Raw genomic sequence first — 14,177 nt, forward strand, 5'->3', positions numbered from 1 at the left:
ACAACACCACCCTTTCACTAGGCAAGTAGTGAAAGGGTGGTGCAGGGGGGTACTTCTGTCAACTGTCCTTCTGCTGCTTTCCGTTGTCCTTCCGTTGTCCTTCGGTGCCTCAGGCGAAGATGGGATCCGGGATCGAGCGCCGCAGCTCCGGTGCGATCCGTGACTGGAACAGTGCGAGGGAGTCCCGGTGCTGAGTTTCCGTCAGCCCGCCCGGCTCGGCCTGGAGGTGCAGGACCGTGTGGCCGAACTCCTCGTGGTAGCGGTGCACCTTCTCGATCACCTGCTCGGGGCTGCCGATCAGGGCCGAGCTCCGTTCGACGAAGTCCTCCAGGGTCGGGAACACCGGCTCCAGGCTCTGTGCCGCGTGTGCGGCGAGGTACCGCGCGAACGCCGGCCGGTACGCGGCCACCGCGGCCTGCGAGGTGGGCGCCGTGTGGAAGCCCGCCGTGCCCGCGCCCACGACCGCGTGGGCCGGATCGTGCCCGTAGTGCTCCCAGCGCTCGCGGTAGTGACGGATCAGCGCGGCGTACGGGCCGATCGGATGGGTGACGTTCGCGGAGAAGAGCGGGTCCCCGTAGCGCGCGGCGAGATCCACGGACTCCCGGCTCGTGGCGCTGCCGTGCCACACGCGCAGCGTCTTCTGGTACGGCCGTGGCAGCACCTCGGCGCCGCTCAGCGCGGGCCGGAACCGCGGCTGCGCCGTCACCTTGTCCTCGCTCCAGATCTGCCGGAACAGCTCGTAGCCCTCGGAGTTGCGCTCCCACTGGTCCTCGGAGCTCACGTCGAACAGCTCGCGCTGTGCGGTGCCGTTCCCCTTGCCGATCATCAACTCCAGCCTGCCGTCGCTGAGATGGTCGAGCGTCGCGTAGTCCTCGTACGCCCGCACCGGGTCCAGCAGGCTCAGGGTGGTCACGGCGGTGTACAGCCGGATGCGCCGGGTCAGGGCCGCGATGTGGGAGAGCACCACGGGCGGCGAGGAGGACAGGAACGGCCGCTCGTGGCGCTCGCCGACCCCGAACCCGTCGAAGCCGAGCTCCTCAGCCAGCAGGGCGGCGGAGACCACCTGCCGGAACCGCTCGCGGGTGGGGGTCGGCGCGCCCGTCGCGGGGTCCGTGCCGTCCGTGATCAGGGTGATGGCCAGGAATTTCACGTCGGTGCTCCTGCGAAAGGGCATGCCCGAAATAGGGGAGGGAAAATGACGGGAGTATGAAAAGAATGCGGCACTGTTAAATGCGTGTGGCGGCCGTGTCATTCGCGCCGCCGGGCGCGCGGAAGGCCATGAAGGAGGGCCGGTGGCGCACCGTGAAACCGATCGACTCGTAGAGCCGGATCGCATCGGTGTTCTCGCCGGCCGTGTGCAGGAACGGTACGTCGCCCCGGTCCCGGATGCCCGCCGCGACGGCGCGGACCAGACGCGTCGCCAGCCCCCCGCCGCGGAAGCCGGGGTGGGTGCAGACCGCGCTGATCTCCGTCCAGCCGGGCGGGCGCAGCCGCTCCCCGGCCATGGCGACCAGCCGGCCCCGGTGGCGGATGCCCAGGTACGTGCCCAGCTCGACGGTGCGGGGCAGGAAGGGCCCCGGCTTCGTCAGCTCGATCAGCTCCAGCATCTCGGGAACGTCCGCCGCTCCGAGCCGCACCGCCTCCGGGGCGGGCTCGGCGCGCAGCGAGGTGTCGACGAGCTGGACCCCCCGGACCGAGCCGAGGATCTCCCAGCCGTCCGGCGGGGTCAGCACCCCGGAGAGCGAGACGACCCCGCCGGGTCCGGTCAGGGAGCGCAGCGCCTCCCAGGACCGGGGGTCGGCCGGATCCGCGATCGCGGAGAAGACGGCGACCTCCGGGTCGTAGCGGGCGGCGTGGGCGCCGGCCCGCACGGCGAAGGCCGCGTGCGGGCCGGCCAGCGAGGCCCAGGCCGGGTTGTCGAGGACGTGCGGGACCGCCGGGGTCGCCGGGACCGCCGGGACCGCCGGGTTCACGCGGCCGGCCTCAGGACCGGGGCTGGTGGTGGTGGTGGGCAGGGGCATGGGGGGTGGAACCCTCCTTCCGTGGGATGCCTTCCGGGGCCGGTGACGGCCTCGGAGTCAGGAGTTGGTCGTGGGCAGCCCGGGCGGGTTCACCAGCGAGGTGGGCACGGCCTCGTTGGAGAGGTTCCAGGCGCTGAGGAGCTGCGGGTACTGGCCGCTCTTGGCGAGGTGGTTGATGGCCTGGGCCACGGGCTCGGCCAGTCCGCTGCCCTTCTTCGCGGTAGCGGCGATCAGCCCCTGGAGGGTCTCACCGGCACCGGAGAACGAACCGGCGTTGCGGGTCGGGGCGTTGCTGCTCGCGGTCTGGGTGATGTGGTAGGAGATCGAGGGGTTCGGGCCGAAGTTGAGGTCGATCTTCTTGCCGCTCAGGGCCAGGTAGACGCTGTTGGCGTCGGGGAAGTACTTGACCGTGATGTCCTTGCCCTCGGACTGGAGCTTCTTCTGCCACTCCAGGAGGATCTTCTCCTGGTTGGTGCCCTTGCTGACCGAGACCGTCTTGCCCGCCAGGTTGCGGTAGTCGCCGGCGAAGTCCCAGGTGTTCTCCTTCAGGGCTTCGAAGGCCAGGTTGTCCTGCCGGTAGGACGCGAAGTCGTACTTCTTCTTGCGCTCCTCGGTGACCGTGACGTTGGAGAAGGCCACGTCGACCTTGCCGCTGTCGATGCCGACGAAGAGGTTCTCCCACGTGGAGTTCTTCACCACGGGCTTCAGGCCCAGCGTCGCGGCGACCAGGCGGCCGAGGTCGGGCTCCGCGCCGGTCAGGGTCTTCTGGTCGGTGCCGACGAAGGCCAGGGGCGGGAAGCCGGCGGGCAGGGCGCCGACCCCGATGACCAGCTCACCGCGGTCGCGCACGGCCTTCGGGAGCTGTGCGCGCAGGGACTCGACGACCGGGGCGGACAGCTCGGCCTGCTGGGCGGCCCCGTTGGAGAAGGCTCCGACGGTCACCTTGTCCGAGCCCGGTGTGGTGCCGGAGGCCTTGGCGTCACCGCCGCACGCGGTGAGTCCGGCGGCGAGGGCGACGGCGGCGGTGGTGGCGCCGAGGCCGCGGACGAGTCTGTTGCGCAGGAGGGACGGGCGGTGCATGGCGTTGCCTTTCGGGTGTGCGGCGATGCGGGGAAGGCCGCGGTGGGGAGGGTGAAGGAAGGGGGCCGGGGCACGGGGAGCCCCCGGCGGGGCGGGCAGGGCCGCGTGACGCGGCGGAGGGCGCGGTGCGGCCGTCAGAGCACCTTGCTGAGGAACTCCCGGGTGCGCGGGTGCGCGGGGTGGTCCAGCACCTGTGCGGGCGGGCCCTGTTCGACGATGCGGCCCTCGTGGAGGAAGACGACCTCGTCGGCGACCTCGCGGGCGAAGCCGATCTCGTGGGTCACGATCACGAGGGTGGTGCCCCCGGTGGCCAGGTCCTTGATCACGGAGAGCACCTCGCCGACCAGCTCGGGGTCGAGCGCCGAAGTGGGCTCGTCGAAGAGGATGACCCCCGGCCGCAGGGCGAGGGCCCGGGCGATGGCCACCCGCTGCTGCTGTCCGCCGGACAACTGCCGCGGGTAGGCCCCGCCGCGGTCGCCGAGCCCTACGCGGCGCAGCAGATCCTGCGCCAGGGCCTGGGACTGCGGCCGGGACAGCCTGCCGGTGGCCACCGGGGCGGCGGCCACGTTGTCCAGCACGGTGAGGTGCGGGAAGAGGTTGAAGTTCTGGAAGACGAAGCCGATCCGGCCTCGCTGGGCGAGGATCGCCCGCTCCCGCAGCTCCTTGAGCCTGCCCCCGTGCCGCTGGACGCCGATCAGCTCGCCCCCGATGCTGACGTGGCCGGCCTCGGGCTTCTCCAGGTGGTTGAGGACCCGCAGCAGGGTCGACTTGCCGGATCCCGAGCGCCCCAGGATCACGGTGACCGTGCCCGGTGCGACGGTCAGGCTCACCCCGTCCAGGACCCGCCGGCCGCCGAACCACTTGTGCACGTCGTGCACCTCGATGGCGGCCGCGGGCGGGGCCGCGACGGTGGTCGCGTTCGCGGTCATCGGGCGGTCTCTTTCCGGTAGCGGATCCCCAGGTCGCGCAGGCCCGCCCGGGCCCGCTGGAGGGGAGTGGGCACCGGGGTGCGCAGGGCTCCGCGGGCGTAGTACCGCTCGATGTAGTACTGCACGACGGAGACCAGACTGGTGAGGATCACGTACCAGACGGTCGCCACCAGCAGCAGCGGCACCACGTCGCCGGGGTAGGTGCTGGCCAGGCTCTGCGCCGAGCCGAACAGGTCGAGCAGCGAGACGTAGAAGACCAGGGAGGTGGCCTTGAGCAGGCCGATCAGCTGGTTGACGTAGGAGGGCACGATGGAGCGGAGCGCCTGCGGGAAGACGATCCTGGCGAACTGGTAGCGCTTGGGCAGTCCCAGGGCCGCGGCCGCCTCGTGCTGGCCCTGGTCGACGGAGAGCACCCCGGCCCGGACGATCTCGGCTGCGTACGCGGCCTCGCTCAGGCTGAGCCCGACCACCGCGACCGCCATGTCGGTGGCGAGCCGCGACTCGTCGAAGGTCACGAAGGCGGGCCCGAACGGGATGCCGATGCTGAGGGTGGGGTACAGGGCGCTGAGGTTGTAGAGGAAGAGCAGGACCACGATCAGCGGCACGGAACGCAGGAGCCAGATGTAGGTCCAGCTCACCGACCGCAGCACCGGGCTGCCCGAGAGCCGCCCGAGGGCCAGCAGGACGCCGCCGGCGAGGCCGAGGACTGCACTGTACGCGGCCACCTGGAGGGTGATGAGCAGCCCGTCCAGGATCACCGGGCGGGCGAACCAGTACGCGAACCGGTCCCATTGGTAGAAGGGATTGGTGATCAGCCCGTGGGCGGCCTGCGAGACCAGCACCAGGACGACGAGGGCGGCGACCCACCGCCCGGGCCGGCGCAGCGGGAGGACCCGCTCGGCCGGCCCCGGCGGCCCGGTGGGGCCGGCGGGGGCGGAGAGGAGCAGTGATTCGGTCAAGGACACTCCACGGCTTCGAATAGGCGCAGAATCGAAAAGCAGCCGTCAAGCAGGACTGGAGAGGCCGCCGATATCTTTTATCTGCGGCGTAAGCTAGGCAGCCCGGAGAAGGGGTGTCAACGGCCTGGATATCCGAATGTGCGAAATCGTGTTCCGATTTCATCCGCCGTACACACAACGCCTCTTCATGAAATGAAACTCAGCGGCCGCCGGGTGCGGTCGCCGAGTTCAGGCGGACGCGCAGGGCGGCCAGCCGGACGCGCAGCAGCCGCAGCGGCGTCGGCGGCAGGCCGCGCGAGCTGCCGCGCGCGTAGTACCGCTCCACGTAGTACTGGCCCGCGCTCAGCACGGTGGTGACGGCGACGTACCAGAGGGTGGCCACCATCAGCAGCGGGATGACCTGGTAGTTCTGGTTGTAGACCAACTGCACCGAATACAGCAGGTCGTGCACGGCCAGCACGCTGACGATGCTCGTGCCCTTGAGGGTGCCGATGAGCATGTTCCCGGCGGTCGGCACGATGGAGCGCATCGCCTGGGGGACCACGATCCGGTACAGCGTGCGGCGCCTGCTCAGCCCGAGCGCCTGCGCGGCCTCGGTCTGGCCGGGGTCCACCGAGAGGATGCCGCCGCGGACCACCTCGGCGGCGTACGCGGTCTCGTGCAGGGTCAGGCCGATGACGGCCGTCAGGGTCGGGCCGAGCAGGTTCACCGTGGTGATGCTGAAGAGCTGGGGACCGTAGGGGATGCCCAGCCCCAGCGTCGGGTACAGGGCGCCGATGTTGAACCAGAACAACAGCTGCACCAGCAGCGGTGTGGACCGGAAGATCCACACGTAACCCCAGCTCAGGGTGCGCAGCACCGGGTTGGATGACAGCCTCATCACGGCGAGCACCGTGCCGAGGAGGAACCCCAGCACCATCACCACACCGGTCAGCCAGAGGGTCAGCAGCAGCCCGTCGAGCACGGCGGAGGTGGTGAAGTAGCGCCACACGAGCCCCCACTGGAAGGCGTCGTTGCGGACGACGGAGACCAGCACCATCGCGAAGACCAGCAGGGCGGCGGCAGCGGAAGCCTGACGGCCGAGGCGCCGGCGCGGCACGATCGGCGGCGGCTCCGTACCGGGCGTGGCCGCACCCGGGACGCCGGGCACATCGGGCCCATCGGGCGCGCGGGACGTGGGGGAGGCGGACGTGCGGGAGAGATCGGAAGCCGTGCTCATGAGGTGCTCCGGGGGTGTGAGGGATCGCGGGCGGCACCGCCCGCCCGGCGGCGGTCGGGCACGGCCGGGCCGGCGGAAAGCGGTGCGGTCGTCACGCTCGCCGTGTCCCTCAACACGGCCGGACCGGCTCCCTGCACGGAGCCTGCGGTCCGCCGCCGATCGTATGCGCCCACGGCACGACCGTGTCAACGGTGCCCGGTCCGGCGGAGGTCGGGACCGTCCGGCATCCGGTCCGTTGCTTGACGAAGGGCTGTTCGTACTGTTCAAGTAGTCGCATGAACGCCCATCAGCGCCTGGTCTCGCGCGACTACATCGACTTCGGTCGGGTGTGGTCCGCGGCTTGTTGCGCCTGACGCGGCAGCGGGCTGCCTGAACGGCCCTTCCCTCCCTCGGTGACCCCGTCGTGGGCCGAGCGCTCCCCTCGCGCCACCGCCGTGCCGTCCGTGACCGCCCGCCCCTGGGCCCTCACGCCGTCGCGAACCCGGGCGCGCTGCCATCGCACCGAACCTCCGACGCCACGCGTCGTCACGCCTGCACGCCACACCTGTAGCTCACGCCCGCACGTCACGCCCTTTCCTCCGCGCCCGCACGTCTCCCGGGGCTGACGGAGCCTCAACCACCGCTGCACCGCGGGCGGTTCACCCTGCCCCGGTGCGTACCGCCGCACCTTCCGAAAGGCCACACCCATGCCCGTGGAGTTCCTCGGCATAGCCGCCACCAACGACGGCTCCGAAACCACCGCACGATCCGGCGCCGCCTTCGACAAGGAGTACACGCTCCGGCTCGCCAGGGCGCACGAGGAACACGGCTGGGACCGGGTGCTGTTCGCCTACGGCTCCGGAAGCCCGGACCCGGCGCCGGCCGCCGCGTACATCGCGAGCAAGCTGGACCACCTGCAGATCCTGCTCGCCCACCGGCCCAACGTCTCGTACCCCACCTTCGCCGCCAAGACCTTCGCCACCCTCGACCAGATCAGCGGTGGCCGGCTGGCCGTGCACTTCATCACCGGCGGCAACGACCACGAGCAGGGCCGCGAAGGGGACGTGCTCGGCAAGGACGAGCGCTACGCCCGCACCCGCGAGTACATCCGCATCGTCAAGAAGATCTGGACCACCCACGAGGCCTTCGACCACGAGGGGGAGCACTACCGCTTCCACGACTTCGTCAGCGACGTGTTCCCCGTCCAGCAGCCGCGCCCGAAGGTCTCCTTCGGCGGTTCCTCGGCCGCCGCCTACGAGGCCGGCGGCGCGGAGGCGGACATCTACTGCCTGTGGGGCGAGCCCCTGGAGCAGACGGCCCAGCAGATCGAGGCCGTACGGGCCGCGGCGCGGGCCGCGGGCCGCACCGAGTCCCCCCGCATCCAGGTCGCGTTCCGGCCGATCATCGCCCCGACCGAGGAACTGGCCTGGGAGAAGGCCCACCGCACGGTGGGCGCCATCCGCGAGCGCAGGCGGGCGGGGACCGTCCAGCGCCACCGCGACAACGGGGTGACGGAGGCCGCGGCCCCGCAGAACACCGGATCGCAGCGCCTGATCGCCATCGCCGAGGCGGGGGAGCGCTACGACCGGGCACTGTGGACCCCGACCGCCGCCGCCACCGGGGGCGCGGGCAACTCCAACGCCCTGGTCGGCACCCCGGAGACGGTCGCCCAGGCACTGCTGGACTACTACGACCTCGGCGTCGACATCCTGTCGGCCCGCGGCTACGACCTGCTCGGCGACGCCGTCGACTTCGGCCGGTACGTGATTCCGCTCGTCCGCGAGGAGGTCGCGAAGCGGGACGCCGCCCGGGAAGCCACCGCCCGGACCGAGACCGGCTCCCCGCTGCGGCCCCTGACGGCGGTGCACGGATGAGCCCCACCGGACTCCGCAGACGGCTGCGCACCGCGCTCGTCCTGCTGCCCCTCCCCCTCCTGGCAACCCTGACGGCCTGCGGCTCCGACGGGGGAGCCCCTCCGGTGACCGCCGCCCTCGTCTCTCCCGCGCCGGCCGACGATCCGGTCGCCGGCGTCCAGGCCGTGGAGCAGATCGCGGCCCTGCTCCCCGCAGAGGTCCGCAAGGCGGGCAGCGTGCGGCTCGGCGGCTCCGTCGGCGCGCCCCCGTCGGCGTACTACCCCAACGGGCAGGACAAGCCGCCGGCCGGTCAGGACATCGACATCGCCGCCGCGGTGGCCAAGGTCCTGGGTGTGAAACTGGAGCGCCAGGACGCCTCCTTCGAGACGATCCTGCCCGCCCTCGGCAGCGGCAAGTACGACGTCGGCACGGGCAACTTCGGGGTCACCGCCGAACGCCTGAAGTCCGTCGACTTCGTCACCTACATCAACGACGGCCAGGGCTTCGCCGTCAAGACCGGCAACACCGCCCTGACCTCACAGGTCTCCGACCTGACCCAGCTGTGCGGGCTGACCATCGGCACCGGCGCGGGCACGACCTTCGAGAAGACCCTCACTGCGAAGAAGGAGGGCTGCGCGGCCGCCGGCAAGAAGCCGTACGAGGTCAAGGTCTTCTCCGAGTCCGGGGCCGTCACCACGGCCCTCCAGCAGGGCCGGATCGACGTGATCATGTCGACGATCAACGGCCTGCGCTACCAGGCGGCCCAACCCGCCGCCCAGACCACCTTCCTCGGCGAGTACCACCGGCTCGACGTCGGCTTCGCCTTCAAGAAGGGCTCCACGCTGACCCCCGCGTTCCAGGCCGCCGTCAACGCGCTGATCAAGGACGGCACCTACGCGCGGATCCTGAAGAAGTGGGGCACCGCTTCCTCCGCGATCGAGACCTCGCAGATCAACCCCGCCGAGCACACGTGAGCGAGCCCGCACCCGGACCGGTCATGGTCGAGGTCCGCGGCGTCCACAAGAGCTTCGGACCCCTGGAGGTGCTGCGCGGGGTCGACCTGACGGTCCGCGCCGGGGAGGTCACGGTGATCCTGGGACCCTCCGGCTCCGGCAAGTCCACCCTCCTGCGCACCATCAACCACCTGGAGAAGGTCGACCGCGGCTGGATCAGCGTGGACGGCGAGCTCATCGGCTACCGGGGCCACCGCGGCAAGCTGCACGAACTCAAGGAGAAGGAGGTGCTGCGGCAGCGCACGCACATCGGGTTCGTCTTCCAGGACTTCAACCTCTTCACCCACCTCACCGTGCTGGAGAACCTCGTCGAGGCCCCGGTCTCCGCGCTGCGCCGGCCGCGGGAGGAGGCCGAGGCGACGGCCCTGCGCCTGCTGGAGCGGGTGGGTCTGAGCGACAAGGCGGGCGCCTACCCGCGCCAGCTGTCCGGAGGACAGCAGCAGCGGGTGGCCATCGCCCGGGCGCTCGCCCTGGAACCGAAGGTGCTGCTCTTCGACGAGCCGACCTCGGCGCTCGACCCGGAACTGGTCGGCGAGGTCCTGGACGTCATCAAGGACCTGGCCCGCTCCGGAACCACCATGCTCGTCGTCACCCACGAGCTGGGCTTCGCCCGGGAGGTCGCCGACACCGTCGTGTTCATGGACGACGGGGTCGTCGTGGAGCAGGGAACGCCGGGGGCCGTGCTGGACGATCCGCGGCACCCCCGCACCCGGGCCTTCCTCGCCAAGGTGTGGTGAGGGGTCAGCCGATGAGCGCCTCGGTGATCTGCCGGGTGGTCTGCGCCGCGACGCGCGGGTCCGTGGCGGCGTGGAAGGTGTAGGCGTTCAGGCCGGTGGCCAGGGCCCAGCCCCGGCCGCGCAGCCAGGTGGCCTCGTCCACGCCCAGGGCGCCGCGGAAGACGGCCCGGCTGGGGGCCGACATCAGGGTGAAGGCGATGGTCAGGTCGCAGGCCGGGTCGCCGACGCCGAGCCCGCCGAAGTCGATGACCGCGCTGAGGCGGCCGTTGGTGGTCAGCAGGTTGCCGGTGTGGAAGTCCCCGTGGAACCAGACCGGTGGCCGGTCCCAGCCGGGTGCGCCCAGGGCCGCCTCCCACAGGGCGGTCATGGCCGGCGCGTCGAACACGCCGGAGACCTCGGCGATGGCGGCCCGCGTCGCCCGGTCGCGGTCGGCCAGGTCCCCCTGGACGGCTTCGGCCCGGGAGGCCCGGTCCGGCGGCGCGAACCGCTGCAGGGCCGTCAGGAATCCGGCCAGCTCCAGGGCGGCCGCGGAGGAATCGGCGAGCGCCGCGGCGGTCGCCACCTCACCGTCCAGCCAGCGGGACACCGACCACGGCCACGGATAGCCGAAGCCGGGCCGGCCCAGGGCCACCGGTACCGGGACGGCCAGCGGCAGGTGCGGGGCGAGCCGGGGCAGCCACTCGGCCTCCTTCGCCGCCTGTCCGACGACCCCGGGTCCGCGGGGGAGCCGGACTGACAGCTCCCGGCCCAGCCGGTAGATCACGTGGTCGGAACCGGCCGGATCCAGGAGCCGGAGGGGAAGCCCCGCCCACTGCGGGAACTGCGCGTCGACCAGCCGCCTGACGAGTGTGCCGTCGATGACCGGACGGGCCTCGACCCCCGCTTCGTATCCCAAGGAGGCTCCCCTGCCCGGCCCGCTCCGGACGGCGGGCGTTCGGAGCCATCCCACCGTGCCGGAGCCCGCCTGTCGACCTGGTTTGCGGACCCGGCCGCTATGCGGTCGGGGCCTGCTCCTGCCTCTCGACCTGCCTCTCGACCTCCTCCAGCCAGTGCGGTGTGCGGAAGGACGCGCCGCCGTACATCGGGAGGGCGATCGATTCCCCGTACCTGGCGAGCTGGTTCCAGGGCCGGTTGATCCCGGTGGAGCCGTAGCGGCGCACCCGGGTGACGGCGTCGAGGTCCAGTACGTCGACGAGCACCTCCTCGCCGGGGCCGGCCTGCTGGCGGACGATGCCCTCGGGGTCGACGATCGCGCTGGCGCCGACCCCCGCCGGGTCGGCGGCGTTGACGTTGACCACGTACACCTGGTTGGTCCAGGCGTTGGCGCGGGCGCAGACCAGTTCCATCTCCCGGTCCCGGGTGGGGGTCAGGGTGGGCTGGATGACGATCTCCGCTCCCAGCCAGGCGAGTTGGCGGACCGTCTCGGGGAAGGAGCCGTCGTAGCAGATGGCCAGGCCCGCCCGCCCGATGCCGGGGATGTCGAAGACGGTGAACTCGTGGCCGGGCCGGACCTTTTCGTACGGCTGCCAGGGGAAGACCTTGCGGTAGCGGGCGACGATCTCCCCCTCGGGCGAGACCGCCATGGCCGTGTTGTAGACGTGGCCGTCCTCCGCGCGCTCGTAGAGGCTCCCGGGGACCAGCCACAGCCCGGTCTCCCTGGCGAGGGCGCAGATCCGGTCGGTGAGCGGTCCGGGGATCGTGACGGCCGCCCGCTCCATCCAGTCGTCGGGTGCGGGGCCCAGCATCGGGCCCTCGGCGGCGAGCAGGAGTTCGGGGGCGATGACCAGCTGGACGTGGGGGAAGAGCGCGTGCGTGGCGCGGACCTGGTTGCTGAAGCGCTGCCAGGTCGCTTCGAGGTCGTGGGCCACGGGCGTGGTCTGGAGGGCGGCGATGGCGAGAGTGCGCATGGGCGGGGTCAGTCCTCGGTGAGGGTGAGCGCGGCGACCGAGGTGCGGCCTTCGCGGAAGAAGCGGAGGAAACGGGTGCGGGCGATCAGCAGGGCGAGGACGCCCGCGGCGATGGACCCGGCGCCGAGCAGGAAGACCCCGCCGACGCCGTGGAAGGAGGTGCTCCCGTAGGCGGGGTCGTACATGTCGTAGGCGCTGCGGGCGAAGGCCGCCAGCATCAGCAGGCCGCCCAGCAGGGGCAGTACGCCGCGCAGCAGCAGGTTGCGCGGGGAGTCGCCGAGGCTCCGCCGGAAGTACCAGACGCAGCTCAGGGCGGTGGTGCCGTAGTAGCAGGCGATGAGCAGCCCGACGCAGAGGACGGCGTCGCCGAGGATGTCGGCGGAGACGAGCCGGAGCAGGATCAGCGTGCCGGCCGCCGCCGCTCCGCAGGCCAGGGTTCCGAAGGCGGGCGTGCGGTGCCGGGGGTGGACCCGGGAGAAGGCGCGCGGCAGGGCGCCGTGGGCGGCCATGGACAAGGTGCCTCGGGAGTTGCCGACCAGACAGGTGAGCAGGGCCGAGACCGCCGAGACGCAGACGGCGAGCTCCATCACCTTGGCGAGTGCTCCGCCGAGCACGGGAGGCGCGAGGGTGGTGAGGACGTCGGCGGCGTTCTCGGGGTTGCCGAGGCCCAGGCCCGTGGTTCCGGTGCCGGCGAAGCTGATGGCGGCGAACGCGGTGAACAGGTAGGTGCCCAGGAGGAGCAGGGTGGAGAGGACGGCGGCCTGCCCGGCCACGCGCTCGCCGTCCCGGGTCTCCTCGTTCGCGGCGAGCAGTGAGTCCCACCCCCAGTAGATGAACAGGCAGAGCAGGACGGCCTCGGCGAAGGGGCCGAATCCGTCGAAGGCGCTCGGGTCGAGCCAGTCCAGGGAGGGGGTGACGGCGCCTTCGCGGGCGAAGGCGGCCGCGCCGAAACCGATCAGGGCCGCCATCTGCAGGCCGAGGAGCACGTACTGCACGGAGGCCGCCAGGTGCAGCCCGCGTACGGAGACCAGGGTGCATGCGGCGAGCAGGAGGAGGGCGGTCACCGTGACGGCGGCGTCGTTCCCGGCGAGGGAGTGCAGGCCGAGCAGGTTCAGCAGGTACACCGCGCCGACCTGGGACAGGGCGGTCATCGCGATGAGGGTGGCGACGATGACGACCCAGCCCCCGGTGAACCAGCCGGCCACCGGTCCGAAGGCGCGGGTGGTCCAGACGAAGTTGGTGCCGCAGTCCGGCATCTCGCGGTTCAGCTCGCGGAAGGCGAACGCGGTCAGCAGGATCGGTACGAAGCCCAGGAGCAGGGCGGCCGGAGCCAGGTCCCCCACGGCGAGCGTCACGAAGCCGAGGGTGACCGCGATGCTGTACGCCGGAGCCACGGACGAGAGCCCGAGGGTGACGGAGGCGAGCAGGCCCACGGAGCCGCCGCGCAGCCCCTTGCCGACGGGGGCGGGCGCGGGCCCGGTTCTGGCCCCGGTGTCGGTCGGGTTGGTCATGATGCCTCCTGGAGGCCGCAGGTGTGGTGCGCAGAGCGTGAAACACCGTGTTGGACAGGCGCCGCGTGGGACGGACGCCGCGTTAAACGCAGATTTAAGACCTGTGGCTCCTGGACCGTCAATGGTTCGGGCGATATTGTTAAATCTTGATTTAGATGATCGAAGTCTGGAGGAGATGACGTGGCAGCCAGGAAGGGCACCGGCAAGGAGAACCGCCGGACCGAGCTGGGCAAGGCGGTGGAGCGCGCCGTACTGGTGCGCGGACTGGAGGGCCTGCGGCTGCGCGACGTCGCCGACCAGGCCGGGGTCACCCCCGCCGCGGTGCTCTACTACGGCGATCTCGACGCCCTGGTCCACTCCACGTACCAGCAGGCCATCGAGCGCTACAGCCAGGAGCGCGAGGAGGCCGCGGACCGCTTCGACGACGCCCGCGACAAACTGCGGGCCTGCATCGACCACGGGGTCGCGGGCGGGCCCGACGACGCACTGACCCGGCTGCTCTTCGAATACTGGCCGCGCTGCCTGCGCGACGCCCGGGCGGCCGCGCTCGACAGCGCCCTGACGGAACGCCAGATCGCCGTGTACTCCGGCATCCTGGTCCTCGGCCAGGCCCAGGGCCACTTCGTGCTCCAGGATCCGCCCCGGCTGCTCGCCGCCAACTTCGTCGCGATGGAGGACGGTTACCAGATGGAGGTGCTCGCGGGCCGGCGCACGCGCACCGAGGTGATCGCGGCCCTGCGCTCCTACGCCCGGGCCGTCACGGGTCATGAACTGACCGGTCACGAGCCCCCGGCCGAACCTTCCTGACCGCGGCCCGACGCACCGCCGGCGCCCCACCGGACGAGGGGGGGGGGCGGGCCTCACGGGGGCGGGGCGCCCCGGGGGGGGGGGCGGCCCGGGGGGGTCCCACGGGGGGGTTTGCCCCCAAGTGCCCCGGGTGGCGGGGGGCCACAAACGCCGGGGGTGCCG

13 protein-coding genes are annotated in these 14,177 nt (G+C 71.7%); 4 read left to right on the forward strand and 9 right to left on the reverse strand.

All coding sequences use genetic code 11. The features are described from left to right. Positions 1-109: 109 nt before the first annotated feature. From ACFWNV_RS02970 to ACFWNV_RS02995, 6 genes are all read right to left on the reverse strand, one after another. On the reverse strand, positions 110-1,150 hold the full coding sequence (locus tag ACFWNV_RS02970) for an LLM class flavin-dependent oxidoreductase (RefSeq protein WP_383939566.1): 1,041 nt from the start codon (positions 1,148-1,150) through the stop codon (positions 110-112). A 76-nt stretch (positions 1,151-1,226) separates the two neighbouring features. Next, positions 1,227-2,021, reverse strand: a complete 795-nt coding sequence (locus ACFWNV_RS02975; RefSeq protein WP_383939569.1) for a GNAT family N-acetyltransferase — start codon at positions 2,019-2,021, stop codon at positions 1,227-1,229. 57 nt (positions 2,022-2,078) lie between these two features. Beyond that, positions 2,079-3,101: a transporter substrate-binding domain-containing protein gene (locus tag ACFWNV_RS02980; protein ID WP_383939572.1), complete on the reverse strand. Its 1,023-nt coding sequence runs from the start codon at positions 3,099-3,101 to the stop codon at positions 2,079-2,081. A 134-nt stretch (positions 3,102-3,235) separates the two neighbouring features. Further along, the gene (locus tag ACFWNV_RS02985; RefSeq protein ID WP_383939575.1) at positions 3,236-4,030 is read right to left on the reverse strand and encodes an amino acid ABC transporter ATP-binding protein; all 795 of its coding nucleotides are present in this window, start codon (positions 4,028-4,030) and stop codon (positions 3,236-3,238) included. Then, complete coding sequence (locus tag ACFWNV_RS02990; RefSeq protein ID WP_383939578.1) at positions 4,027-4,989, reverse strand: amino acid ABC transporter permease; 963 nt, start codon at positions 4,987-4,989, stop codon at positions 4,027-4,029. The genes ACFWNV_RS02985 and ACFWNV_RS02990 overlap by 4 nt, the downstream gene beginning before the upstream one ends. A gap of 199 nt (positions 4,990-5,188) precedes the next feature. Next, positions 5,189-6,208 (reverse strand): amino acid ABC transporter permease, encoded by a 1,020-nt coding sequence (locus ACFWNV_RS02995; RefSeq protein WP_383939581.1) that lies wholly within the window; start codon positions 6,206-6,208, stop codon positions 5,189-5,191. Positions 6,209-6,894: 686 nt separating this feature from the next. On the opposite strand from ACFWNV_RS02995, the gene ACFWNV_RS03000 reads away from it, so the two are divergent. From ACFWNV_RS03000 to ACFWNV_RS03010, 3 genes are read left to right on the forward strand one after another with little or no spacing between them, the layout of a single operon-like run. Further along, a complete protein-coding gene (locus tag ACFWNV_RS03000; protein WP_383939583.1) occupies positions 6,895-8,061 on the forward strand; it encodes an LLM class flavin-dependent oxidoreductase in 1,167 nt (388 codons plus the stop codon). Continuing rightward, positions 8,058-9,014, forward strand: coding sequence for an ABC transporter substrate-binding protein (locus ACFWNV_RS03005; protein ID WP_383939586.1), 957 nt, complete (start codon positions 8,058-8,060; stop codon positions 9,012-9,014). Before ACFWNV_RS03000 ends, ACFWNV_RS03005 begins: the two co-directional genes overlap by 4 nt. A 23-nt stretch (positions 9,015-9,037) precedes the next feature. Beyond that, the gene (locus tag ACFWNV_RS03010; RefSeq protein ID WP_383939840.1) at positions 9,038-9,790 is read left to right on the forward strand and encodes an amino acid ABC transporter ATP-binding protein; all 753 of its coding nucleotides are present in this window, start codon (positions 9,038-9,040) and stop codon (positions 9,788-9,790) included. Positions 9,791-9,794: 4 nt separating this feature from the next. Here ACFWNV_RS03010 and ACFWNV_RS03015 read toward each other — a convergent pair whose 3' ends face one another. From ACFWNV_RS03015 to ACFWNV_RS03025, 3 genes are all read right to left on the reverse strand, one after another. Next, the gene (locus tag ACFWNV_RS03015) at positions 9,795-10,685 is read right to left on the reverse strand and encodes an aminoglycoside phosphotransferase family protein (RefSeq protein WP_383939589.1); all 891 of its coding nucleotides are present in this window, start codon (positions 10,683-10,685) and stop codon (positions 9,795-9,797) included. A gap of 97 nt (positions 10,686-10,782) precedes the next feature. Then, a complete protein-coding gene (locus ACFWNV_RS03020; RefSeq protein ID WP_383939592.1) occupies positions 10,783-11,697 on the reverse strand; it encodes a carbon-nitrogen hydrolase family protein in 915 nt (304 codons plus the stop codon). Between the two features lie 8 nt (positions 11,698-11,705). Then, on the reverse strand, positions 11,706-13,208 hold the full coding sequence (locus ACFWNV_RS03025; protein WP_383939595.1) for an APC family permease: 1,503 nt from the start codon (positions 13,206-13,208) through the stop codon (positions 11,706-11,708). A gap of 180 nt (positions 13,209-13,388) precedes the next feature. On the opposite strand from ACFWNV_RS03025, the gene ACFWNV_RS03030 reads away from it, so the two are divergent. Then, entirely contained in the window at positions 13,389-14,015 is a 627-nt protein-coding gene (locus ACFWNV_RS03030) for a TetR/AcrR family transcriptional regulator (RefSeq protein WP_383939598.1), read from the forward strand. Positions 14,016-14,177 lie beyond the last annotated feature (162 nt).

The sequence above is a fragment of the Streptomyces sp. NPDC058401 genome, assembly GCF_042722885.1.
Lineage (GTDB): Bacteria > Actinomycetota > Actinomycetes > Streptomycetales > Streptomycetaceae > Streptomyces.